At 66.1% G+C, this 23701-nt stretch carries 24 protein-coding genes; 20 read left to right on the forward strand and 4 right to left on the reverse strand.

The features are described from left to right. The first annotated feature begins 39 nt into the window (after positions 1–39). On the forward strand, positions 40–1263 hold the full coding sequence (locus tag AC6H0N_RS05400; RefSeq protein ID WP_497573038.1) for an Eco57I restriction-modification methylase domain-containing protein: 1224 nt from the start codon (positions 40–42) through the stop codon (positions 1261–1263). A gap of 87 nt (positions 1264–1350) precedes the next feature. Beyond that, positions 1351–1812: a ProQ/FINO family protein gene (locus AC6H0N_RS05405; RefSeq protein WP_497573039.1), complete on the forward strand. Its 462-nt coding sequence runs from the start codon at positions 1351–1353 to the stop codon at positions 1810–1812. A 51-nt stretch (positions 1813–1863) separates the two neighbouring features. Here the strand turns inward: AC6H0N_RS05405 and AC6H0N_RS05410 are convergent, their stop codons facing one another. Next, positions 1864–3510, reverse strand: a complete 1647-nt coding sequence (locus AC6H0N_RS05410) for an ATP-binding domain-containing protein (protein ID WP_497573040.1) — start codon at positions 3508–3510, stop codon at positions 1864–1866. A gap of 212 nt (positions 3511–3722) precedes the next feature. On the opposite strand from AC6H0N_RS05410, the gene AC6H0N_RS05415 reads away from it, so the two are divergent. The 5 genes from AC6H0N_RS05415 (at position 3723) to modC (ending at position 8598) form a co-directional block, all read left to right on the forward strand. Then, a complete protein-coding gene (locus AC6H0N_RS05415) occupies positions 3723–4316 on the forward strand; it encodes a CBS domain-containing protein (RefSeq protein WP_497573041.1) in 594 nt (197 codons plus the stop codon). A gap of 155 nt (positions 4317–4471) precedes the next feature. Beyond that, the gene (locus tag AC6H0N_RS05420; RefSeq protein ID WP_497573042.1) at positions 4472–5761 is read left to right on the forward strand and encodes a nucleoside recognition domain-containing protein; all 1290 of its coding nucleotides are present in this window, start codon (positions 4472–4474) and stop codon (positions 5759–5761) included. After that, the gene (gene modA / locus AC6H0N_RS05425; protein ID WP_497573043.1) at positions 5761–6513 is read left to right on the forward strand and encodes a molybdate ABC transporter substrate-binding protein; all 753 of its coding nucleotides are present in this window, start codon (positions 5761–5763) and stop codon (positions 6511–6513) included. Before AC6H0N_RS05420 ends, modA begins: the two co-directional genes overlap by 1 nt. Positions 6514–6841: 328 nt before the next feature. Continuing rightward, the gene (gene modB / locus AC6H0N_RS05430; protein WP_497573044.1) at positions 6842–7528 is read left to right on the forward strand and encodes a molybdate ABC transporter permease subunit; all 687 of its coding nucleotides are present in this window, start codon (positions 6842–6844) and stop codon (positions 7526–7528) included. Next, a complete protein-coding gene (modC, locus tag AC6H0N_RS05435; protein WP_497573045.1) occupies positions 7525–8598 on the forward strand; it encodes a molybdenum ABC transporter ATP-binding protein in 1074 nt (357 codons plus the stop codon). The genes modB and modC overlap by 4 nt, the downstream gene beginning before the upstream one ends. Positions 8599–8603: 5 nt before the next feature. Here modC and AC6H0N_RS05440 read toward each other — a convergent pair whose 3' ends face one another. Continuing rightward, positions 8604–9704: a substrate-binding domain-containing protein gene (locus tag AC6H0N_RS05440; RefSeq protein WP_497573046.1), complete on the reverse strand. Its 1101-nt coding sequence runs from the start codon at positions 9702–9704 to the stop codon at positions 8604–8606. Between the two features lie 120 nt (positions 9705–9824). Here AC6H0N_RS05440 and AC6H0N_RS05445 point away from each other — a divergent pair, with 120 nt between their 5' ends. The 5 genes from AC6H0N_RS05445 (at position 9825) to AC6H0N_RS05465 (ending at position 13159) form a co-directional block, all read left to right on the forward strand. Next, positions 9825–10646: an ABC transporter substrate-binding protein gene (locus AC6H0N_RS05445; protein ID WP_497573047.1), complete on the forward strand. Its 822-nt coding sequence runs from the start codon at positions 9825–9827 to the stop codon at positions 10644–10646. Positions 10647–10846: 200 nt separating this feature from the next. Next, positions 10847–11476 (forward strand): flavin prenyltransferase UbiX, encoded by a 630-nt coding sequence (locus AC6H0N_RS05450; protein WP_497573048.1) that lies wholly within the window; start codon positions 10847–10849, stop codon positions 11474–11476. Further along, on the forward strand, positions 11473–12069 hold the full coding sequence (locus AC6H0N_RS05455; RefSeq protein WP_497573049.1) for an LON peptidase substrate-binding domain-containing protein: 597 nt from the start codon (positions 11473–11475) through the stop codon (positions 12067–12069). Before AC6H0N_RS05450 ends, AC6H0N_RS05455 begins: the two co-directional genes overlap by 4 nt. An 84-nt stretch (positions 12070–12153) precedes the next feature. Then, positions 12154–12744, forward strand: a complete 591-nt coding sequence (locus AC6H0N_RS05460; RefSeq protein WP_497573050.1) for a nucleotidyltransferase domain-containing protein — start codon at positions 12154–12156, stop codon at positions 12742–12744. After that, on the forward strand, positions 12734–13159 hold the full coding sequence (locus AC6H0N_RS05465; protein ID WP_497573051.1) for a hypothetical protein: 426 nt from the start codon (positions 12734–12736) through the stop codon (positions 13157–13159). The genes AC6H0N_RS05460 and AC6H0N_RS05465 overlap by 11 nt, the downstream gene beginning before the upstream one ends. Here AC6H0N_RS05465 and mutY read toward each other — a convergent pair. Continuing rightward, positions 13156–14220 (reverse strand): A/G-specific adenine glycosylase, encoded by a 1065-nt coding sequence (mutY, locus tag AC6H0N_RS05470; protein ID WP_497573052.1) that lies wholly within the window; start codon positions 14218–14220, stop codon positions 13156–13158. The genes AC6H0N_RS05465 and mutY overlap by 4 nt on opposite strands. Positions 14221–14331: 111 nt before the next feature. On the opposite strand from mutY, the gene AC6H0N_RS05475 reads away from it, so the two are divergent. The 8 genes from AC6H0N_RS05475 (at position 14332) to AC6H0N_RS05510 (ending at position 22693) form a co-directional block, all read left to right on the forward strand. Beyond that, positions 14332–14832 carry a flavin reductase family protein gene (locus AC6H0N_RS05475; RefSeq protein ID WP_497573053.1) on the forward strand — a complete coding sequence of 167 codons (501 nt, stop codon included), beginning with the start codon at positions 14332–14334 and terminating at the stop codon, positions 14830–14832. Positions 14833–14838: 6 nt separating this feature from the next. After that, entirely contained in the window at positions 14839–16056 is a 1218-nt protein-coding gene (locus tag AC6H0N_RS05480; RefSeq protein ID WP_497573054.1) for an MFS transporter, read from the forward strand. Positions 16057–16190: 134 nt separating this feature from the next. Next, positions 16191–16712, forward strand: coding sequence for a sigma-70 family RNA polymerase sigma factor (locus AC6H0N_RS05485; RefSeq protein WP_497573055.1), 522 nt, complete (start codon positions 16191–16193; stop codon positions 16710–16712). A gap of 31 nt (positions 16713–16743) precedes the next feature. After that, complete coding sequence (locus AC6H0N_RS05490) at positions 16744–17727, forward strand: FecR domain-containing protein (RefSeq protein ID WP_497573247.1); 984 nt, start codon at positions 16744–16746, stop codon at positions 17725–17727. A gap of 141 nt (positions 17728–17868) precedes the next feature. Next, on the forward strand, positions 17869–20349 hold the full coding sequence (locus AC6H0N_RS05495) for a TonB-dependent siderophore receptor (protein WP_497573056.1): 2481 nt from the start codon (positions 17869–17871) through the stop codon (positions 20347–20349). A 40-nt stretch (positions 20350–20389) separates the two neighbouring features. Then, complete coding sequence (locus tag AC6H0N_RS05500) at positions 20390–20677, forward strand: hypothetical protein (protein WP_497573057.1); 288 nt, start codon at positions 20390–20392, stop codon at positions 20675–20677. 14 nt (positions 20678–20691) lie between these two features. Further along, complete coding sequence (locus tag AC6H0N_RS05505) at positions 20692–22380, forward strand: PepSY-associated TM helix domain-containing protein (RefSeq protein ID WP_497573058.1); 1689 nt, start codon at positions 20692–20694, stop codon at positions 22378–22380. Next, positions 22373–22693 carry a DUF3325 family protein gene (locus AC6H0N_RS05510; RefSeq protein WP_497573059.1) on the forward strand — a complete coding sequence of 107 codons (321 nt, stop codon included), beginning with the start codon at positions 22373–22375 and terminating at the stop codon, positions 22691–22693. The genes AC6H0N_RS05505 and AC6H0N_RS05510 overlap by 8 nt, the downstream gene beginning before the upstream one ends. Positions 22694–22756: 63 nt before the next feature. Here AC6H0N_RS05510 and AC6H0N_RS05515 read toward each other — a convergent pair whose 3' ends face one another. Next, positions 22757–23590 carry an SAM-dependent methyltransferase gene (locus AC6H0N_RS05515; protein ID WP_497573060.1) on the reverse strand — a complete coding sequence of 278 codons (834 nt, stop codon included), beginning with the start codon at positions 23588–23590 and terminating at the stop codon, positions 22757–22759. Positions 23591–23701 lie beyond the last annotated feature (111 nt).

Here is a 23701-nt window from a genome sequence, read left to right on the forward strand (position 1 = left end):
GCGGGACAATGGGCCGCGTCAGCAGCAAGGAGGGTCGGTTTGAAGAAGCAGCTCGACGTGGGGAAGCTTGGCCAAGTGTTCACGCCCGATCTGGTCGTGCAGCAGATGCTTTCCCTGCGCGAGCGCAAGGGCCGCACGCTGGAGCCGAGTTGCGGCGATGGCGCGTTCTCGCGCCGGATTCCGGGCTGCGTGGCCATCGAGTTCGACGCTCGCGTGGCGCCGGCGGGTGCGCAGGTGATGGATTTCTTCGCCTACCCGGATAGCGAGCAGTTCGACACGGTGATCGGCAACCCGCCGTATGTGCGCTTTCAGGACATCGGTGATGCGACCAAGCGGCTGCTCGACGGCACGCTGTTCGACGCGCGCAGCAACCTCGCGCTGTTCTTCATCGAGAAGGCAGTGCGACATCTGAAGCCGGGGGGCGAGCTGGTGTTCATCGTGCCGCGCGAATTCATCAAGCTCACCTCGGCGCGCAAGCTCAACCGCCGGCTCTTCGAGCTGGGCACGATCACGCACTGGATCGAGACGGGAGATAACCGTATTTTTGATGGCGCGGTGCCCAACTGCGCGATCTTCCGCTTCGAGCTGGGCAACTTCACGCGTGAGACGCTGTACCGCGAGTGGAGTGGCGAGTGGCAAACGCGCCGTTTCGTGGAGATGGACGGGCAGCTGATTTTCTCGTCCACCGAGCTGAGCGTGCCGCTGGCCTCGCTGTTCATGGTCAAGGTGGGCGCGGTGTCGGGGGCCGATGCGGTGTTTGAGCACCGGCAGGGCAATGTGGACTTCGTGTGCTCCAAGACCATCGACACCGGTGAGACCCGCCGCATGCTCTACAACCTGCGCCACCCGTCGCTGAAGCGCCACAAGGCCAAGCTGCTGGCGCGCCGCGTGCGCGACTTTGACGAGACCAACTGGTGGATGTGGGGCCGGGCCTTCCACGACGCACCGGGCCGCCCGCGTATCTACGTGAACAGCCGCACGCGCCGCTCGGCGCCGTTTTTCCGGCACGACTGCGAGGCCTACGACGGCTCGATTCTGGCGCTGTTTCCGAAGGTCGAGGGCATGGACATCACGCGCGCCGTCGAGCTGCTGAACACCGCCGTGCCGTGGGCCGAGCTGGGCTTTGTGGTCGACGGCCGCTTCTTGTTCACGCAGCGCAGCCTTGCATCGCTGCTGTTGCCCGAGGTGTTCAACGAGTTGCGTCGCCCGCAGCCAGTGAGCCCGGGCGCAGTTGCGACTTCCGCACGACGCCACGTGGCTTGATCGGGCTGGCTGTTCGGCCCTTCTGAGCGGCATCCGCCGTTTCGTGCGATGATTGCGCCGCGTCCGAAACTGCTGCCTGTAGAGCCGATGGAATCCGAGATCCCCAGCGAAGAACCCGCCACCGAGGCCCCCAAGGCTGCCGGTATAGAACCGCGTGAAGTGTTGCGCCGCCTGCAAGAGGTATCGCCGACCTTCCGCGACTGCAAGCCGCTGGCGCTCGGCATCGACAAGGCCATCCACGCGCGCTTCCCCGAATTCGAACGCAAGACGGTGCGCACCGCCATGCGCATGCACGTCAGCTCGACGCGCTATCTGAAGGCCGTCGAGAAGGCCACCGAGCGTTTCGATCTCGATGGCAAGGTGGACGGCGAAATCACCGAAGAGCACCGCAGCCACGCCTCGCAGACGCTGAAAGAGCGCTTCGCGGCCGCAGCCAAGCGCAAGCGCGACGAGCAGCAGGAACAGCAGGAACGCGAACGCGCCGAACAAGCCGAACAGCGCAAGGCCGAGCGGCTCAATCAGTTGGTCGGGAAGTTCTCGAAGCGTTGAGTTTGCAAGCGCAGGTCAGAGAAGCCGCTCAGCGTTTTTCTGACCTGCGAGTCACGCCGCCGGCCCCTCGCTGGCGCTCAGCTCCATCAGCTTTGCCGCCCGCTGCGACATCACCATCATCAGCTTCATCCCCGCCCGCGTTGCGCCGACGAAGAGTTTGCGTTGCGTGCGTACGTCCAGCGCCGTGAAGTCGATCTCGGTGAAGATCACGCAGGGCGCGGCCTGGCCCTTGAAGCGGTGCACCGAGTCGATGAGGAAATCGCCGGCCGTGAATTCCGGCGAGCCGATCAGGTCGTAGCGCCCGGTGGAGGCGCGCAGGCTGTGTTGGCCGAGGCGTTCCAGCCCGGTGAAGCGTGAGTTCTCGCGCCCGCGGAAGGTGATCAGCGCGATGTGTTCGCGCCGGAAGCCGAGCCCGATGGCGCGGGTGATGGCGCGGCGCGTGCGCTCCATCATCTCGGCTTCGTTGTTCCACACCGAAATCTCCACTTCCGAACCAGCCAGCGGGCTGCCGGCTTCCATCGGGCGCTCGTTCGCAAGCTTGCGGTTGAGCAGCGTGACGATGTCCGAGGGGCTGCGGAAGTTGCGCTCGCTGGTGAGCCGCACCCAGCCCGGCAGCGCGACTTCGGGCCGCTCGTAGAGGTTCTGCATCGGGTCTTCGAGCCACCAGGCGCGGCCCTCGGGCGTGAGCAGGCGTAGCAGCGCGTCGCGCCATTCCTCGGCGAAATCCTGCCCTTCATCGACGATGAGCTCGTCAAAGCGCGGCTCGACGGCCAGCGCGGCGAAGTCGCGTTCCATGCGCGCAAAGGAGTCGGGGCCGCCGAAGCTCGGCCGCTTGCCGGCGGCGCTGAGCATGCGGTCGCACAACTGGTGATAGGTCGTGACTTCCGTGCCGGTGGGCGCAATGCGCGAGATGTGGTCGGCCAGCGGGCGGTTGTAGCAGACGTAAAGCGCGCGCCGCCCTGCCGCCACGGCATCGGCCAGCACGGCCAGCGCGAGTTGTGTCTTGCCGCTGCCGGCGGTGCCGGTGACGCGCAAACGGTGCGGCTGCATCTCGATGCGTCGGCCCCATTCGGCCAGGCCACCGGCCAGGCGCGTGTACAGCGTGGTGGCCTGGCCAACCAGCGCACTGGTGTCGGGCACGAGCTGAAGTTCGTCGGCAAAGAAGCGGTTGATGCGCGCGACGATGGCCGGTTCGGACGCTTCGCTGGCGAGCAGCGTGCGAACGGCGTTTGCCAGCTGATCGCGCTTGGTGGCGTCAATGATGCGGCTGGGATCGATGCCGGCGCTGCCGGGGTCGCGCACCGTGAAGTCGGGGCAGAACAGCAGCAGGTCGAGCACCGGCTCCATGCCGTCGAGGTTGGTCTTGAGGCGTGCACGCAGGTGATCGGCGGTGCGCGCCAGTTCGACGCTGATGTTGTGGCGTGCGCGGATGTGGCGTTTGACCAGGCCTTCGGGCGTTTCGTCGAGAAAGCCGGCGACCTGCTCGATCAGCAGCACCCGCCCGGATGGGCCGACCACGGCGAAGTCGATGGCGCCGAACAGCAGTTGCTCGTGCTCGGCGCGCGTCCAGTGGATGCCGTGGAATACGGTGAAGCCATCGGGCAGGCCGTCTTCCAGCTCGCCCAGGGTATCGAGCTTGCGTGCCAGCGCGCCGCTGGCGGGAATCTGGCGCCATCCTTCGGGGTGGATGCGGGGCATGGTCGGAAGCCGTGGTCGCGGATGCCCGCATGGTACGCGAAGCGGCCGAAGGCGCGTGTCTGCCAGGCCATAGCTGCGTGGTTTCCGATGCTTGCGCCGGGCTGGCGTGGCGCCCATAGTAAAAACGGCCGCCTGGCTGGATGCTTCAGGCATGCCCGCCGTGGCGAACCCCACCGGTTGCAGAGCCTGCAGCCCGCGAAGGAGGACAAGCAATGGCCAGTTTTCATGTGATTTCCGCGTCGGCACTGTCCGGCAAGGCGCGCGTGGCCGCGCCACCCGAAGCACAACCCCTGGAGCGCATGCTCGACGAACCGGCGCTGGCGGCAATGACCGATCTGACCCGCGTTGCGGCCGTCACCGTGCGGGCCGATGAACTCGTCGTGACTGCCCATGAGCGCATGCTGGAGCGGCGTGTGCGCATGCTGTTTGCGGTGGATCACGCCGGCTTCGTGGTCGGTCTGATCACCAGCAACGACCTGCTCGGCGAGAAACCGATGCAGATCGTGCGCGAACGGGGCGTGCACCACGACGAGATCCGCGTGCAGGACATCATGACGCCCGCTGATGCGGTGGAGGCAATCGACATCGCCGAGCTGGCTAGCGCACGCGTCGGGGACATCGTCGAGACCATGCGTGCGCATGGCCGCCAGCACGCGTTGGTGATGCGCCGTGACAGCGCTGGCGCCGCGCAGATCTGTGGCGTGTATTCGTCGGCCGATCTGTCGCGCCGCCTGGGTGTGCCGGTTGTGCCGATGGCCGTGGCGCGCACCTTCGCCGAAATCGAGGAGACCCTGGCCAACGGCTGAGGTCCGCCTCCGGGCGGCTTGTGCGGGGCGGGGCGACGTGATTTCATGGCGGCTGTCCGCCGCCCGTCATGCCCCGCCGCCAGGAGCCGTCGCATCTTGATTTCCCCGTATCGCATCGTCTGCAGCCCCTCTGCCGTCCGGCCGGAGGGCGTGCGGTGAACGGAATCTTCCTCGGCATCGTCCTGATTGCCTTTGGTGCGGCAGCCTGGCGCCAGATCGGCCATGTGCCGGTCGAGGGTATGGCTGCGCCGATGGAGGCGCTGTCCAAGGGCATGATCGACGCGGCCACCGGCTCGGTGGAGCTGGCGCTGGGTCTGGTCGGTGTGATGACGCTGTTCCTGGGCCTGATGAAGGTTGCCGAGGCGGGTGGCCTGCTGGTGATCATCGCCAAGGTCATTCGCCCGCTGATGACGCGGCTGTTTCCCGAAGTGCCGCCCAACCATCCGGCCATGGGCGCGATGATCCTGAACATGTCAGCCAATGCGCTGGGCCTGGGCAATGCCGCCACGCCGTTCGGCATTCGTGCCATGCAGGAGCTCGACAAGCTCAATACCCGACCCGGTACCGCCACCAACTCGATGGCGCTGTTCCTCGCCATCAACACCTCCAGCGTCACGCTGCTGCCCACTGGCGTAATCGCCATCCGCGCGGCCGCCGGTTCGGCTGACCCGGCGGCGATTCTGCCAACCACGCTTTTCGCAACCATTTGCGCGACGATCGCAGCCGTTGTGGCCGCGTTCATGTATCGGCGTTTCTTCCCGGTCGGGCCGCTCGACCCCGATGCCGCGCCGATTGACCGCCCCTGGGTCGATGCCGAGAGCGAGGCATTGCCGGACGATGGCGGCGGCTATCCGCTGTGGGTGTCGGCGCTGGCGCTGGGTGGCTTGTTTGCGCTGATTCCCTTCACCATCGTGTACGGCCGCGCCATTTCGCCGTGGATCGTGCCGGGGCTGATGGTGGGTTTTCTGCTGTTCGGCGCGCTGCGCGGGGTGCGCATCTACGAAGTCTTCGTTGATGGCGCCAAGGATGGCTTTCAGGTCGCGCTGCGCATCATTCCGTATCTGGTTGCCATTCTTGTGGCGGTCGGCATGTTCCGCGCCAGCGGGGCGATGGACTACATGGTGGCCACGCTAGGCGCGCTCACCGGCAAGGTCGGCCTTCCCGCCGAGGCGCTGCCGATGGCGCTGTTGCGGCCCTTGTCCGGTTCCGGCGCCTATGGCGTGATGGCCTCGATCATCAATGACCCGGCCATCGGCCCGGACAGCTACGTCGGCATGCTGGTGACGACGCTGCAGGGTTCGACCGAAACCACCTTCTACGTGCTGGCCGTCTATTTCGGTGCGGTGCAGATCCGCCGCATGCGCCACACGCTGGCCGCCGCGCTGACTGCAGATGTGATTGCCATCATGGCGGCGGTGGCGATCTGTTCCTACCTGTTCCTGTGATGCGGGCACTCGCCTTACTCATCCTGATGGTCTGCGGGCCGACGGCGTTGGCGGCCGAGATTCGCGTCGCCGTCGCGGCCAACTTTCACGGCACCTTGCAGAAGCTGGCGCCGATGTTCAAGGCGGCCAGCGGTCATGATCTCGTGATCAGTGCCGGCTCTTCGGGGGCGCTGACCACGCAGATTCTCAACGGCGCGCCCTTCGACGTCTTCCTGTCGGCCGACGCGGCGCGCCCCGAACGTCTGGAGAGCGAAGGCCACACCGTCGAGGGCACGCGCTTTGTCTATGCGCTGGGTGTGCCGGTGCTGTGGAGTGCGCGTGAAGGCGTGGTCGATGCTGACGCAACAGTGCTGGAGCGCGGCGACTTCCGCCATCTCGCCCTCGCCGATCCCAGGCTCGCGCCTTACGGCAAGGCGGCCGAGGAAATCCTGCGCAAACGCGGCGTGTTCGCTAGGCTCGACTCCGCCGGCAAGCTGGTGCGCGGGCAGTCCATTGGCCAGACCTACAGTCAGGTCGCGAGTGCTGCCGCGGATCTGGGCTTTGTCGCGCTGGCGCAGGTCAAGACCGAGCGCGGCATTGCCGGCTCGTACTGGATTCCGCCGAAGCAAGCTTACACGCCGATTGCCCAGGCGGGCGTGGCCCTCAAGCGTGCGGTTGATGTCGAGGCTGCGAAGCAGTTTCTGGAGTGGCTGCGTGGCGCCGAGGCCCGCAAGGTCATCGAGGCTGCCGGTTACGGGTTCGCCGACTCCTGAGGCGGCAAGCGGATGGCGCAGCCGTCCGGGCGCCGTGTTTCTCCGCTGCAAGGGACGGTCGGGAAGGGGCTTTCGAGCGGGCGAAGGCCGTCGAAGGCCGTGTTCCTCCCCCTTCAAGGGGGAGGCCAGGAGGGGGATGGGTTTGTTGCACTGGCTCAACCCATCCCTACCCCGACGGTCCAGGGTTGGCTTTGCGCAGCCAACCCGCTCACACGGCGCGAAGCAATGCTTCGCGAAACCCCGTGCTCGCCCCCTTGAAGGGGAGGGAGTGATGGTGCTGTGGGCTGTTCGGAAGGCGTCATTGTTTTCCGGTTGATGAGGAAATTGGATGCTGTCACCGCAGGACCTCACCGCGCTGTGGATCACGCTCAAGCTCGCGGTGATCAGCACCGCCATCCTGATCGTGTTGTGCGTGCCGCTGGCGTGGTGGCTGGCGCAGACGCGCTCGCGCATCAAGACTTTCGTCGAGGCGCTGGTGTCCTTGCCGCTGGTGCTGCCGCCGACCGTGGTGGGCTTCTACCTGCTGTTGCTGCTGGGGCCATATGGCGCCATCGGTGGCTTTCTTGAAGATGTCGGGATTGGTCACCTTGCCTTCAGCTTTTCGGGGCTGGTGATCGGCTCGATGATCTATTCGCTGCCTTTCGTCGTGCAGCCGCTGCAGAACGCCTTCCAGGCCACCGGCACGCGCGTGCTGGAGGCTGCAGCGTGCCTGCGCGCCGGGCCCTTCGAGCGCTTCGTGACGATCTCGCTGCCGCTGGCGCGGCGTGGTTTCCTCACCGCCGCAGTGCTGTCGTTTGCCCATACGCTGGGCGAGTTCGGCGTGATCATCATGCTCGGCGGCAACATTCCCGGCAGCACCCAGGTTGCCTCGATCGCCATCTACAACCATGTGGAGTCGATGGACTTCGCCGCCGCGCATCGCCTGGCGCTGGTGCTGGTGGTCCTGTCGTTCTCGCTGCTGCTGAGCGTGTATGCGATCAACCGGCGCTTCAAGGTGATGGGAGTGGCATCGTGACGATCGCGGCACGTTTCCGTGTCGATCGTGGCGACTTCGGGCTCGATGTCGACCTGAAGCTGCCGTCTCACGGTGTCACGGCGCTGTTCGGGCCGTCCGGCGCCGGCAAGACCACGGTGCTGCGCTGCATCGCCGGGCTGGAGCGGCTGGCGGATGGCCGCGTCGAGTTCGATGGCGAGGTGTGGCAGGACGGACGCGACTTCGTGCCGACCCACCGGCGCAGCCTCGGCTACGTGTTCCAGGAGGCCAGCCTGTTTCCGCACCTGTCGGCGCGCGGCAACATGGAATACGGCTACAAGCGCGTTCCGGCCGCCGAGCGCCGCATCGGCTGGGACGATCTGGTGGCACTGCTCGATCTCGGGCATCTGCTCGACCGCCACCCCGAGCAGCTCTCGGGTGGCGAGCGCCAGCGCGTCGGGCTCGCCCGCGCACTGCTGACCAGCCCGCGCCTGCTGCTGCTCGACGAGCCGCTATCGGCGCTGGATGCCGCGCGCAAGCAGGAAATCCTGCCCTACCTCGAACGCCTGCGCGACCAGCTGGACATTCCGATGCTGTATGTCAGCCATTCCCACGACGAGGTGATCCGGCTGGCCGACCACCTGGTGCTGATCGAGAACGGCCGCGTGCAAGCGGCTGGCCCGCTGGTCGAGACACTGGCGCGCACCGACCTGTCGCTGGCGCGGGGCATCGAGTCCAGCGTCATGATCGAGACGACCGTGGTTGCCCACGACGAGGCCTGGCATCTGTCTCGGCTGGCCTTCGCCGGCGGGGAATTGCTGGTCCCGCGTTGTGCGCGTGCGCCGGGTGAGGCGCTGCGTGTGCGTGTGCATGCGCGCGATGTGGGGCTGGCGCGCTCGCGCGCCGAAGACACCAGCATCAACAACCAGATTCCGGTCAACGTCGTTGAAGTTGCGGCCGCCGATGCTCCGGCCTATGTGCTGATCCGGCTGGATGCGGCCGGAGTGCCGCTGCTGGCGCGCATCACGCGGTGCTCGGCCGACCGGCTCGGGTTGGCGCCGGGCTGCGCAGTGTGGGCGCAGATCAAGTCGGCGGCACTGCTGGAGGCCTGAGCCGCTTACTCGGCCGGATGCTTGTGCGTGCGATAGCGCCACCACGGCAGCACACGGCTCATCGCCAGCACCTCACCGCAGTGTTCCGGCGCATAGCCGGGCAGGTTTGCCAGCATGTGCTGCCAGTCGGTGTTGCCGAGCAGTTTCAGCAGTGCCTGGATGCCTGATTCGGCCAGCGCCGACTTGAGGCAGGCGAGGTGGTATTGCTCTTCGACGATGGGCACGAAGTCCAGCCCGCGTGCCCGCGCCGCCGCTTCGATGCCCATCCCCGCGTCGGCCTGGCCGGCCGCCACGGCCTGCGCCACGGCCGTGTGTGAGGGTTCGGCGCTGTCGAATCCGTTGATCGAATCCGCAGCAATGCGCTGTTCCGCCAGTAATTCATCGAGCAGCAGACGCGTGCCGGTGCCGAGCGCACGGTTGGCAAAGCGCACTCGGCTTTTGGCGAGGTCCTTCAGACCATTGAGCTTGAGCGGATTGCCAGGCGCCACGATCAGGCCCTGCGTGCGCCGGGCGAAGCCGATGATCTTGTGCAGGCCCGGCTTGAGCATGGGCTTGTAGGTGCGATAGGCGAGCGAGCTGCGGGCCGGATGCAGGCGGGTATGGAAGCCCGCCATCATGCAGCGGCCTTCGTTGAGTGCGCGGATCGCGTCCACGCTGCCGGTGAAGCGGATATCCAGATGCAGCTTGCTGGCGCGCGCCTGTTCGCGCAGCGCCGAGAGCGCGTCGTCGTGGCTGGCGTAGAAGCTCAGTACGTGGGTGGAGTCGTCGAAGGCCACGGCGTAGGCGCGTTCAAGGTCGGCGTGCAGGTTGTCGATCTGCGCCTGCAGCCGCGCCTGCACTTGTCGCTCGGCCCACAGCAGCTTGGTGCCGAACTCGGTCAGCCGTGCGGGCTGGCCCTTCTCCCACACGATTAGGCTGTGGTTCAGCTCGCCTTCCCAGCGTTTGAGCTCGCCCCATACGTGGCGATAGGAGTAGCCAAGCTGGCGTGCAGCGGCGGAGATCGAGCCGTTGTCCTCGACTGCATGGAGCAGGTCGATCAGCGGATTGCGTATCCGGGTCGGCCCGCGCGTGTCGGCGAGCACGTAGTTGAACTGAATCCTATGCACGGGTCTTCATATTGCTGAAAGTAATCACGATCAATAGATTACGCCAAATCAAGTAATGAACCCGAGACCATAGGTTGCCGCGCAACACCGCGACAGCCCGTTCAACCCAGGAGTGATTTCATGAAACCGGTTTCCTTTGCACGTCCGTTGCGCGGCTTGCTCGCAGCGTTTGCCCTGTCCGCTTTTGCCGCGGGTGCCGCCCACGCCGAGTCCATCGTGGTCGCCTCGACCACCTCAACCGAGCAATCCGGCCTGTTCGGCCACATCCTGCCGGTCTTCGAGAAGGCCACCGGCATCGAAGTGCGCGTGGTCGCCCAGGGCACGGGTCAGGCGCTCGACACCGGCCGTCGCGGTGATGCGGACGTGCTGTTCGTGCACAACGTCGTGGCCGAGAAGAAGTTCGTCGAGGAAGGCTACGGCGTCAAGCGCTTCCCGGTGATGTACAACGACTTCGTGCTGATCGGCGACAAGAAGGATCCGGCCAACGTGAAGGGCAATGACATTGTTGCGGCGCTGAAAAAGGTCGCTGCTGACAACGCGGCGTTCGTGTCGCGCGGTGACAAGAGCGGCACGCACTCGGCCGAACTGCGCTTCTGGAAGGCCGCCGGCATCGACAACATGGGCAGCGGCTACAAGGAATGCGGTTGCGGCATGGGCCCGGCACTGAACATCGCTGCATCGAGCGGCGCCTACGTCATGTCCGACCGCGCCACCTGGCTGAACTTCAAGAACCGCGCCGATCTGGCCGTTCTGGTGGAGGGTGACGAGCGCTTGTTCAACCAGTACGGCGTGATCCTCGTGAATCCCGAGAAGCACACCCACGTGAAGAAGGAAGCCGGTCAGAAGTTCATCGACTGGCTGGTTTCGGCCGAAGGCCAGGCGGCCATCGCCGAGTACAAGATCGACGGCCAGCAGCTGTTCTTCCCGAACGCCGACAAGTAATCGGGTAAATCATTGCAACGGGGCGCCTGCGGGCGCCCCGTTGTCGTTTCAGGGCGCCTGCGTGATTCCTGCGTGGGATACGCGCTCACACGCTGAAAGTCAGGTGCGTTGCGCCTGCCGGCCTTAGGAAGGGGCGCTCAGGAAGGCCGTCCATCAGCGTGATAGAGTGGCCCGGTTCGATTGTCCGACCGGAGCGATTGATGTCTTTCGGCACCCCCCCAAGTACTGTTGCCGTCGCCTTTACCGGCGCCTCCGGCATGCCCTACGGCCTACGTCTGGTCGAAACCCTGCTCGGCGCCGGCACCACCGTGTGGCTGCTGTATTCGCAGGTCGCGCAGATCGTTGCGCGGCAGGAAATGAACCTCGAGCTGCCATCCCGCCCGTCCGAGCTCGAAGCGGTGTTGTCGCAGCAGTTCAACACCAAACCCGGTCAGTTGCGTGTGTTTGGCCGCGAGGAGTGGTTTGCGCCGCTGGCCTCGGGCTCCAATCCGGCCGATGCCATGGTGGTGTGCCCGTGCACCATGGGCACGCTCGCCGCCATCGCCGCCGGGCTGTCGCAGAACCTGATCGAGCGCGCGGCCGATGTCGCCATCAAGGAAGGTCGCAAACTGATCCTGGTGCCGCGTGAGACGCCGTTTTCGGCCATTCACCTCGAAAACATGCTCAAGCTCTCGCGCCTCGGCGTGGTCATTCTGCCGCCCAATCCAGGCTTTTACACACATCCGCAGACCGTGGACGACATGATCGATTTCGTCGTCGCGCGTGTGCTCGACCAGTTGCATGTGCCGCACACATTGACGCAGCGCTGGGGCGCGGAGGCAGGCGAATGAAGGAGGTTTCCAGCCTGCCGCTGTTTCCGCTGCAGACCGTGTTGTTTCCCGGCGGTTTGCTGCCGCTGCGGGTGTTCGAGGCGCGTTACGTCGATCTGGTGTCGCAGTGCCTGCGCGAGGGTTCGACGTTTGGCGTAAACCTGATCGCCGAGGGCAAGGAAGTGGGTGCGCCGGCACATCCGCACGCCACCGGTACCAGCGCGCGCATCGTGTCCTGCGACGCGCCGCAGCCGGGTCTGCTGCAGGTGTCGGTGATGGGCGAGCGGCGCTACCGCATCATTGACACCGAAGTCGGCCCCAACGGCCTGCTGATTGCCAATGTGGAGTGGCTCGAAGAGCGCGCGCCACAGCCGGTGCCGCCCGAGAGCGTGATTTTGGTATCGGTGCTGCGCGCGATTATGAACGACCTGGGCGAAGAGCATTTCCCGCCGCCACAGCATTTCGAAGACGCCGACTGGGTCGGCATGCGCCTGGCCGGTGTGTTGCCGATCCCGCTGCGTGCGCGGCAGGCGCTGCTGGAGCTGGAACTGCCGATCGACCGCTTACAGATCATCCGCAGCTATCTGGCGCAGCAGGGGCTCAAGAAGGACTGAGCAGACTCGCATGCGCGCTGGCGCGCTGGCGCGCCGTGAATATTAGGCTAAACTGTTTCCTTAAAGAAAACGATCGTTTCTTAATTGAAAACACAAGCCAGCCTCGCCGACCTGCTGTTTCCCAATCACTATCGCCGCAAGGTGATGGCGTTGCTGTGGTTACGACCCGGCCAATGGATCCATCTGCGCGAAGTCGCCAGACTGACAGGCACGGCGCCGGGCACGTTGAAGAAAGAACTCGACGAACTGTGCCGCGTTGATTTGTTGCTCAGTCGACGCGTTGGCAATCAGGTCCAGTTCAGCACCAACACCGCGCATCCGGTGTTTCCCGAGTTGCAGGCCCTGATCAGGAAAACGGTAGGCTTGGGAGATGTGCTCAGAGACGGGCTCGCGCCCTTGGCAGAGCGCATCGAACTGGCGTTCGTATTCGGCTCCATGGCCAGCGCGACAGAAAACGCCAACAGCGATATCGACCTTTTGATCGTGGGGCGAGTCGATTTTTCGGAAGTGATCAATGCACTTTATGACGCGCAGACCCAGTTGGGTCGGGAGATCAACCCGAAGCTCATGAGCCGTGACGAATGGCAGGACCGACGTGCCGCTGGCAACCCCTTTGTGCTCGATGTCCTGGCAAAGCCTCGCCTTTTGTTGATCGGAGACGAAAGTGCCTGCTGAAGAACTGGAAAACCTCGCGCGCATTGGCCAGCTAGACAGAGTTCCCTTCTCCCAGGCCTTGATGGAGAAGTTGCTGGCCACGGCCCGAAGTCGGCTGGCAGACGCCCAGCGCGAGGAGAACAGCACCGAAACCCGGTTCGACTGTGCCTACACGGCCATCCGCGCGATTGCCGATGCCGCCTTGCTCAAGCACGGTTTTCGCACCACGACCAGCCGGCCCGGTCACCACCAGACCAGCATCCAGTGCCTCGCCCACACCCTTGGCCAGGAGGCTGGCGTGGTGCGCGTCCTTGATGGCCTCAGAAAGCAGCGCAACCTCAGTGACTACGATGGCGAACTGATCACTGACCAGGCCCTGGCCGAGTGCTTGCGCCAGGCTGCCCGTTTGCAGCACATCGCTGACGACGTTCTTTAGTTGCTCAGGCGCGCGACGTGGTCGATCGCGTCGAGGATGCGCCGCACCGGCGCCGGCAGTCCGGCCTCGTCGAGTGCATTCAGCGCCAGCCATTCCATCCCGGCTTCCGCCGCGGCAGCCGCAAGGCCCTGGGTACGCAGCAGCACCGGCTCGATGTCGAGCCGGAAATGCGTGAACACGTGGCGCACGGTGGCAAGCGCCGCGGTTTCGCTGGCGGGCGCGCCGAAGCGGCGCAGCAGCCAGCCGGCCGGGTCTTCGCCTTCGGTGATTTCCGGTAGCGCCAGCAGACCGCCCCAGATGCCGCTCGGCGGGCGGCGCTCCATCAGAACGCGTCCGCCCTGCTCGATCACCGCCACCCGCACGTGCCGCTGCGGTACAGCCTTTTTCGGGCGGGCCTGCGGCAGCTCGCCGACCCGGCCGGTGGCCAGCGCCACACAGTCGGCTGACAGCGGACAACGCCCACAGGCTGGCCGGGTGCGCGTGCACAAGGTGGCGCCCAGATCCATCTGCGCCTGGATGTAGTCGCCGCCGCGTGTTGCAGGCATCAGTGTGTCGGCCAGTGCCCACAAACTTTCCTCGACTGCGCGTTCGCCCGGAAAGCCGTCAATGCCGAAAACGCGGCACAGCACGCGTTTGACGTTGCCGTCGAGAATCGCGCTGCGCTCACCGAAACAGAAGGCGGCGATGGCGGCGGCCGTCGAGCGGCCGATGCCCGGCAGCGTGGCGATGTCATTGGCGCACTGCGGAAACTGCCCGCCGTGGTCCTGCACCACGGCCTGCGCCGCCTTGTGCAGATTGCGGGCGCGGGCGTAGTAGCCCAGCCCGCTCCACAGCGCGAGCACGTCCTCGACCGGTGCGGCGGCCAGTGCGGCGATGTCCGGAAAGCGCGCCAGAAACCGCGCGTAGTAAGGAATCACCGTCTCGACGCGGGTCTGCTGCAGCATGATTTCGGACAACCACACGCGATAGGGGTCGCGCATGGCCTGCCACGGCAGGTCGTGCCGGCCATGCTGCGCGTGCCACTCCAGCAGGCGCTCGGCGAACTGCGGTCCGGGCGTCATCGCAGTCCGTTGTCGACCGCAGCGCACAACCCGGGGATAATCCCGCCACCGGAACCTTTGATCTTGCACGCCGGTCTGCGCACATCACCCGATTTTCGACCGGTCTCATTCATGTCCCAAACCCCGATTTCCCACCAGTCTTTCACCCGCGAATTTCGCGACGCGCTCGGCATGTTTGCCACCGGCATCACCGTGGTCGCCACGCGTTCGCCCGATGGCCAGCCGATCGGGCTGACCGTCAATTCCTTCAATTCCGTCTCGCTCGATCCGCCGCTGATCGTGTGGAGCCTGTCGTCCAATCTGCCCTGCGTGCCGATTTTCGAGTCCTGCGAATACTACTCGGTGAACGTGCTGGCGGCCGACCAGGACAACATCTCCAACCTGTTCGCCTCGCGCTCGGACGACAAGTTCGCCGGGCTCGACTTCGACACCGGCATGAATGGCGTACCCCTGCTCAAGGGCTGCTGCGCGCGCTTCGAGTGCCGCAACACGGTGCGTCACGACGGCGGCGACCACATTCTGTTCATCTCCGAAGTGGTGCGCTTCGACCACGACGAAACCCACCCGCCGCTGATCTACTGGGGCGGCGCCTATCAGCGCCTCGCGCCCTGAGTCGCCGTGGCCGGCCCGCCTGCCGTGTCGGCGCCACCGTCCGAACGTGACCTGATCCGCCGCATCGCGCTGTTGTCGCTGGCTGCTTTCGCCAGCAGCGGCGCAGCGCGCATCGCCGACCCCCTGTTGCCGCAACTGGTGGCCGAGTTTGCGGTGAGCGCCGGGCAGGCCGCCCATGCGGTCTCGCTGTTCGCGCTGGCCTATGGCTTTTTCCAGTTGCTGTACGGGCCGCTGGGCGATCGCTTCGGCAAGTTCCGCGTAATCGCCTGGGCCTTGTTGGCCGGAACCGTTGGCGTATTCGGGTCGGCTCTGGCCAGCGATTTTTCCTACCTGCTGCTGTTTCGCGTGCTCAGTGGTGTGGCCTGTGCCGCAGCCATCCCGCTGGCGATGGCGTGGATTGCCGACAACGTCCCCTACGAACGCCGTCAGCCGGTGTTGGCGTATTTCCTGATCGGACAGATTTTCGGCGTCATTTGCGGCCAGGCCTTCGGCGGCCTGTTCGCCGACCTTACCGGCTGGCGCGGGGCCTTCTGGTTCATGCTGGTGGTGTTCGCGCTGGTCGGTGCGCTGCTGGTATGCGAGGTGCTGCGCAGCCCCGACATCGACGCCGCAACGCCAGTCGCGACCCGCCACCACAGCTTTCTGCAACGCTTCGCGGCGGTCGGCCGGGTAGGTTGGGCGCGCCTGATCCTGTTGGGTGTGTGTCTGGAAGGGGGTCTGGTGTTCGGCGGGCTGGCCTTCGTGCCGACGTACCTGCACGAACACTTCGAGCTCTCGCTGACGCAGGCCGGCGCGGTGATGGGCCTGTTCGGTCTGGGCGGGCTGAGTTACGCGCTGTTCGCGCGCCGTTTCGTCGAACGCCTGGGCGAGCGCGGTCTGGCGGTTTCCGGCGGCGCTGCGCTCGGCTTGGCCTTCGCGCTGCTTGCCCTGGTGCCCCATTGGGCGGGTGCCTTGCCGGCCGCTTGGCTGGCCGGCATCGGCTTCTACATGTTGCACAACACCTTCCAACTCAACGCCACCCAAATGGTGCCGGAGCACCGCGGCACGGCGGTGGCGCTGTTCGCGTCCTGCCTGTTCCTCGGTCAAGCCGCGGGGGTATCGCTCAATGCGCTGGTCATCGACCACTTCGGCTACGCGCCGGCCTTTCTCGTGCCGGCCTGCGGCTTGCTGTTGATCGGCATCAGCTTCGCCGTACTCATCGGGCGCCGTCAGCGCGCGGGCTGAGCCGCGCGCCTGGGACGCTGACCCGGTCCGGAGCGCCGAACCGGGTCAGGGCCGCCACCGAAATATCCTCCCCTGCTTGACATCGATTGCGAGTGATAATAGTTTTCATTCGTAATTGATATGGGAGGTGAGGCGTGCCGACAGCAATACCGCATGCGCAGGCAGGCGGCGGTGACATCGTTCAAGAGCTCTACCGCGATCATCACGGATGGCTCGAAGGTGTCCTGCGCCGCAAGCTGGGCAACCGCGATGACGCTGCCGACCTCGCCCACGACACCTTCGAGCAGGTCATCCGCACGCCTGCGCGGAGCGAGCTGCGCGAGCCGCGCGGTTATCTGCGCACCATCGCCAACAACCTGATGTGCAACCGCTTCCGCCGTGCTGAGCTGGAGCGGGCCTATCTCGACGCGTTGGCGGCGCGCCCGGAAACGGTCGTGCCGTCGGTCGAGACACGGAGTCTGCTGATTGAGGCGCTGGAGGCAATCTGCGCCGTCCTCGACGGCATGCGCGAGCGGGACCGTCAGATCTTCCTGATGGCCCAACTCGAAGGCTTGCCCTACAAGCAGATCGCCGCCGAACTGCAGGTCACCGTCAACATCGTGCAAAAGGCTGTCATCCGGGGGCTGGAGCACTGCTATGCCGCGGTCTATGGCTGAGCGAAGCGGATCATCCGCCCTGTTCGCCCCCATGGGTTCCTCGTCGGGAAAGCCGTCGGCGGCAGTGGTGCGCGAGGCGGCGCGGTGGATGGCGCGCCTGCATGCGGAAGCTGGCCCCGATACCTTCGGGGCGTGCGAGAAGTGGCGCGCCGCGCACCCCGACCACGAGTGCGCGTGGCAGCGCATCCAGGCGCTGTCCGGCGCATTTTCGAATACGGCGGTTTCCGGCGACCCGCGTGCAGCGCGCGCGGCCCTGGAAGCGGCCCCCGGCGCCACGCGCCGCAAGCTGATCAAGCTGTCGCTGGTGGTTGCGGGGGTTGCCGTTCTGGGCCATCGCGCAGCAGAAACCATTGCCCCGCCGTTGCTCGCAGCCCATCGCACCGGCGTGGGCGAGCGGCTGACGCTGACGGCTGCCGATGGGTCCCGCCTTGTACTGAATACGAGCACAGCGATTGATATCGAGATCAGCGAGGCGCGGCGCGAGATATGGCTCAGACGCGGCGAGATCCTGGTGGAGACCGCGCCCGATGCCGCGCACCGGCCCTTCATCGTGCATACCGCCGGCGGAAGTCTGCAGCCGTTGGGCACGCGCTTTACGGTCAGGCAGTACGACGACGCGGCTGATCGTGTCCGCGTCGCGGTCATGGAGGGCGCGGTGCGCGTGCGTCCGGGCAGGGCGGCAGGCGGCGGGGAAGCGACTGTCCACGCCGGGCACTACGCCCGCTTCAGCCCTGCCGGCGTCGAAGCGCCGCGGCCCATGAACGCTCCGACGACCGAGGGCGCATGGCATCAGGGCATGTTGATCGCCGAACGCATGCCGCTCGCGCGTTTTGCGGCTGAACTCGCGCGCTATCGGCCCGGCCTCGTGCGCTGCGATCCGGCCGTGGCGACGCTTGCCGTAACCGGCGCTTTCCCGCTGGACGATACGGACGGCGCGCTGCGCATGCTGGAGGAGGTGCTGCCCGTGCGCATCGCATACCGAACACGCTACTGGATCACGGTGGGGCCGTCATGAGCCCTCGCCGCCTGCCTCACACCATGCTGTCTGCCGGCGAAATTGTAACGGCCGGGCAGATATCCCTGCCTCGCGTGTCCTGTCTGGTGAGAGACGTCGTGTTCAGCGACGTCCCGCCAACCATGATCAGGGAAGACAGAGATGACGCAGACACGGCACAAGACCGGTCTCCCGGAGGCGCGCGGCCTCAAGGTGAAAGCACCCGCAAAATCCCGGCCTAGGGATAACACGCTCAATTTCAGCGCAGCGCTGACACTGGCGTTTGCGACGACCGGCCTGCTGGGCCTGGTTCCCGCCGCGAGCGCGCAGTCCGCGCAGACGGTCGAGGCACAAACGCTTTATGACATTCCGGCCGGCACGCTGGACCAGGCACTGAGCGCCTTCGGCGCTGCCTCCAGGACGATGATCGCGGTGGACCCGGACCTCACCGCCGGGCTGCGCACAGAGGGCTTGCGCGGTCGCTACAGCGTGACCGAAGGGCTTGCCCGACTGCTCGCCGGAACGCCGCTGGAGGCCGTTCCCACGCCCGGCGGCGGCTACGCCGTGCGTCTGCGCGCCGACAGGGGCGGCGATGCGCCCACGACGCTGCCCGCCGTGACCGTATCCGACACCATCGAATCCGCCTGGGGCCCGGTCAACAGCCTGGTGGCCCGGCGCAGCGCGGCCGGTACCAAGACCGACACGCCGCTGATCGAGACGCCGCAGTCGATCTCGGTCGTCACGCGCAAGCAGCTCGACGACCAGAAGCCGCGCAGCGTGTCCGAAGCGCTCAACTACACGCCCGGCGTGTTCACCGGCCTGGTGGGGGCGACCAACCGCTACGACTACGTGGCCCTGCGCGGCTTCAACGACAACAGCGTCGACAACACGCTGCTAGACGGTCTGCGCACCCTGAGCGACCACGGCAGCTACACCGCCACGCAGGTCGAGCCCTACTTCCTCGAGCGCGCCGACGTGCTGCGTGGGCCCTCGTCGGTGCTGTACGGGCGCTCCTCGCCGGGCGGCGTGGTGGCCCTCACCAGCAAGCGCCCGCTGGCCGAGCCCTATCGTCAGGTCGAGGTGAGCATCGGAAGCCGCAATCGCCGCGAGGTGGGAATCGACCTGTCCGGCCCGGTGAACGAGGAAGGCAACGTGACCTATCGCCTCGTCGCGATGGGTCGCAAGCTCGACACGCAGTTCGACCACGTGCGCGAGGAGCGGGTGGGCATCGCACCGTCACTGAACATCGCGTTCTCCGACCGGACCCGCCTGTTGCTGCAGGCCTATCTGCAGCGCGATCCGGAGGGCAACTACCACGGCGCGGTGCCCGCTGACGCCAGCGTCACTCGCGACCACAACGGTTTTCGCGTGCCGCGCAGCTTCTTCGACGGCGATCCCACCGCCAATCGCTTCGAGCGCACGCAGCGCATGCTCGGCTATCAGTTCGAACACGATTTCAACGACCGGCTGACCTTCCGCCAGCAGTTCCGCCAGCTGCGATCGGACGTGGATCTGGAGCAGATCTACGGTTACGGTTGGGACGGTCCGGACACCTTGACGCGCTACTACGCCGGCGCGAGCGAGCAGCTCAGTGCCTGGACGGTCGACAACCAGCTCGAAGGCCGCTTCGACACCGGCGCGCTGCGACATACGCTGGTGGGCGGCATCGACTATCAGCGCCGCAACAACGACGGCTATTGGGAATCGGGCAGCGCCGACCCGATCAATGTGCGCGACCCGCAGTACGGAAATCCCAATCTAGTGATCGGCAGCCGCGATCCGATCGACCGGCAGCTCAAGCAGACCGGCGTCTACCTGCAGGACCAGATCGCGTGGGACAAATGGCGCTTCACGCTCGGGCTGCGCCATGACACGGCGCGCGTAAGCAACGAATACGCCGGCGCGGTTTCGAGCTGGAAAGGCTCGGAACTCACCACGCGCGTCGGCGCGGTGTATCTGTTTGACAACGGCTTCGCGCCCTACGTCAGCTACGCCGACGGCTTCAATCCCGCCCTGCGGGCCGACCAGAACGGCGACCTGATCGAGCCGGCGACCAGCAAACAGTACGAGATCGGCGTGCGCTACCAGCCGTCCGGCAGCCGCAGCTATGTCTCCGCGGCGGCCTATCAGCTGACCCAGGACAACGTCGCCTCGCGCGTGCCGCTGCAGTCCTATTACGAGCCGTCCGGCAAGGTGCGTTCGCGCGGCATCGAGCTGGAAGTCCGTTCGCAACTGAGCGACGAGCTCTCGGTGCTGGCCAGCTACACCTACAACGACATGCGCTTCCGCGAGTCCTCCGAGGGCTTCGAGGGCAACACGCCCTACCAGGCACCGAAGCACATGGCCTCGGTTTGGGCCGACTGGGAATTCCGACCGGGCTTCACGCTTGCGGGCGGCGTTCGCCACGTCGGCTCGAGCTGGGTCGACAACGCCAACTCGCTGAAGGTCGATCCCTACACGCTGGTGGACCTGATGTTCGGCATCGACCTGGGCCGTCTCACGCCGGCGCTGGCCGGCAGCAGCTTGCGCATTTCCGCCAACAACCTCCTCGACGAAACCTACGTGGCCTCGTGCATCAGCATGGAGAACTGCTACTGGGGCGAGTCGCGCAACGTCATGGCGACCTTCTCGTATCGCTGGTAGCAGTGGATGAACAGATCAAGACACAAGGGAGAAGGCTTCAATGAACGGAACGGCTTTGGTGGTCGCCAGAGTGGTCGCTGGTCTGGGGGGTGGATATGCCTTCACGTGGGGCGTGACCGCTCTGGGCACGGTACTGCTGGTGGCGCTTGGCGCTGACTTTCATGAGGCCGAGACGGCGATGTTGTTGCTCGCCTTTGTGGTCTTTTTGGTGGTTTTCCTGTGGGCCTTCGCCGCTCCCCGCCTGGCTCGCGTGTGGGCCGTGCTGGCGGGCGGTGCGGCGCTCATGCTGGCTGCAGCCTGGGGGTTGCAGCAGGCCCTGCTGTACTGACGGAGCTTTTGATCATGTTTTCCAACTTCCGCCAGACCATGACCTGGCTGCATACCTGGTTCGGTCTGGTCATCGGCTTCGTGTTGATGGTCTGTTTTTTCTTCGGGGCGCTGTCGGTGTTCGATCGCGAGATCGATCGCTGGGCGATTCCCGAAACGCGTTTCGAACCGCAGCCGATGCCGTCGTTCGACAACATGCTGCTGCCCATCCTGCAGCGCGTTGAGCCCGATGCGAAAGAGTACGCGGCGATGATGCCGCAGCTGCACGACCCCGCCAAAGGCCCGATGACGCCGCGCCTGGAACTGCCGGCGGACGAATACTGGGCCTACACCACGCACCGTGATCCGGTGCTGATCATGGGCGTGGGCTTCGGCGTGCCGCTGGCCAGGAACCCGGACGATCACAACCATGTGCATGGCGACGTGACCATCGACCCGCGCAGCGGCGCGGGGGTGCCGGACGACGCGCTCAAGATCGGCAGCGACTGGTTCTACCCGCTGCACTACAGCCTGAACTGGGCCTGGAACAACGTCGGCTCCTGGATCGTCGGGCTGGCCGGTTTCACGATGCTGGTGGCGCTGGTCACCGGCGTGATCATGCATCGCAAGTTCTTTCGCGAATTCTTCACCTTCCGGCCGTCGAAGCAGACCCAGCGCAGCACGTTGGATCTGCACAACCTGAGCGGCGTCGTGGCGCTGCCGTTTCACTTCTTCTTTGCCTTCACCGGCCTGCTGATCTTCGCGGCGTCGATCTATTTCCCGCTCGGACACAGCGTACTCAAACCGCTGCACGACCAGCACGAAATACTGGAGGCGCAGGCAACCGGGCTACCGCATGAGGCGGCCGGCGTCGCTGCGCCGCTGGCCTCGGTCGACGCCATGGTGGCCGAGGCCAGGCGCCGCTGGGCTGCACGCGACATGGCCGGAGAGGTGGGTTTCCTGATGGTGCACCACGTCGGCGACGCCAACAGCTACGTTTCGATCTACCGCGCCGGCAGCGACCGCGTCGCGCTGGTCGGCGAAGGCATCCATTTCAAGGGCAGCAGCGGTGAAGTGCTGCACGAGGACCCGCCGCGCAGCGTCGTCAGCGGCATCAACGAGTTCCTGACCGGACTGCACCTGCAGCACTTCGAGCACTGGATGCTGCGCTGGCTGTATGTGCTGGGCGGCTTGCTGGGCTGCATCTGCATCGCCACCGGCTTTGTCTTTTTCGTCGAGAAGCGCAAGAAGAGGCACGCCGAAGCGGGCAGCCAGGGCAGCCGCATCGTCGATGCGCTGGCGGTGACCTGCGTCACCGGCATGGTGATTGCGGCCATCGGCATGCTGGTGGCCAACCGCCTGCTACCGGCCGACATGCTCGGCAAGGGCGACTGGGAGCGGCTGGCGTTCTGGGGCGTGTGGATTGCCGCCCTGCTGCACGCACTGGTGCGCAGCGCGCCGGTCGCGCAGGCGCGCATCAACCCGGCGTGGCGCGAGCAATGCTGGGCCATCACGGCGCTGGCGGTGCTGGCTGTGACGCTCAACGGGCTCACCACCGGCGACCATCTGTTCAAGACCGTCTTCACCGATCCGTACTGGCCGGTGGCCGGCGTCGATCTGAGCCTGCTGGCGTGCGCCGCGCTCGCCGCATGGGCGGCGCGCAAGCTGGCGCGACGCGAGCGCGGCGCCGATGTGGCCATGGCTGCCGAGGTGGTCCATGGCTGAATCCCTGGCACTGTGTCTGGCGGCGCTCTGCGCCCTGGCCGGAATGGCCTGGTTGGCCTTGAGCCTGGAAGCGCACTGGCGGCAGATATTCGGCCCCAAAGCCGCGCTGACGGCAGCTTCCGCCAGCGGGCTGCGTCTGATGGGCGCGATCGGTCTGGCAGCGTCGGCCGTGTTGTGCTTCATCGCCGACCGGCCTTCGATGGCCAGTCTGGTGTGGGTCATGCTGCTCGCCGCCGCCGCCCTGACGATTGCGCTGCTGCTCGGCTGGCGGGCGCACTGGCTGCGGCCGTTGGTGTTTCTGGCCAGGCGCTGAGCCGGCACCAGGCCCTCTGTCCGTGGGCTTACCGCGGCGGCATGTTGCCGGCCGGGCTTGCGCTCATTGGCGCGTGGCCGTCCACGCCGTCCTGCCGTCGATCAAGCCGCGCATGGTGTTGCCGTCCACCTCGCCGACGTAGCGTTGCGCGCCGGCCGTGAACTGGATCTGCGTGCCGTTCAGCCGCGCGTCGGCAATCTCCAGCGCCTCGCCGTTGCCGCGCAGCTCGCCTTCGAGCATCTGGAAGCTCTGGTTCAGTGCGAGTTGCTGGTCGCCGAGCTGCCAGCGGCCCTCGACCTTGGCAGGCACCACCCATTTATAGGCGCGGCACCAGGTGCTGCAGGCGCCGTCGACCTCGACCTGTTCGTCGGATTGCCACTCTTCCATGTGGAAGGAGTTGGACACGATGCGTGTGCCCGGCGGCATGTCGAGCAGCATCGGGCGCAGCCGCAGGTTCAGCGCCGGGAGCAGAAACAGCGTGACCACCGTGGCCTCGGAAAAGTCCGACTCGAAGATGTCGCCGACCTCGAACGTGGCCTGGTCTGCCACGCCCGCCGCTTTGGCGTTCTGCCGCGACAGGGCGACCAGCTCCGGGTTGTACTCGATGCCGCGCGCCGGCACGCCGCGCTTTGCCGCAGCAATCACCGTCCGCCCGTCTCCCGAGCCGAGGTCGACCAGGCGATCACCGGGCTTGAGTTCAGCCATATCGAGCATGCGCGCCACCAGGCTGTCGGCGGTGGGTACCCACACCACGTCCTTGCCCTCCTGGCCAACACGCGGCGCGTAGTCTGATGCGGCCGGCCCCGTTGCCGGCTCCGTTGCCTGCGCCCACGCCGGGCCGCCGAGCACCAAGGCACTGCAGGCCGCAGCCGCAAGGAATGTATTGAGGGTTCTCATCGCCGTTCTCCGTGAAGGTGACTCGTCAGCGCAGGAAGATGTGCTGCTCGCGCCGCCGCGCCCGGCACTGATGCAGATGACGACATCGCGCGGGCTTGGTTCCACGACACG

Source organism: Pseudazoarcus sp. NS34 (assembly GCF_059703725.1).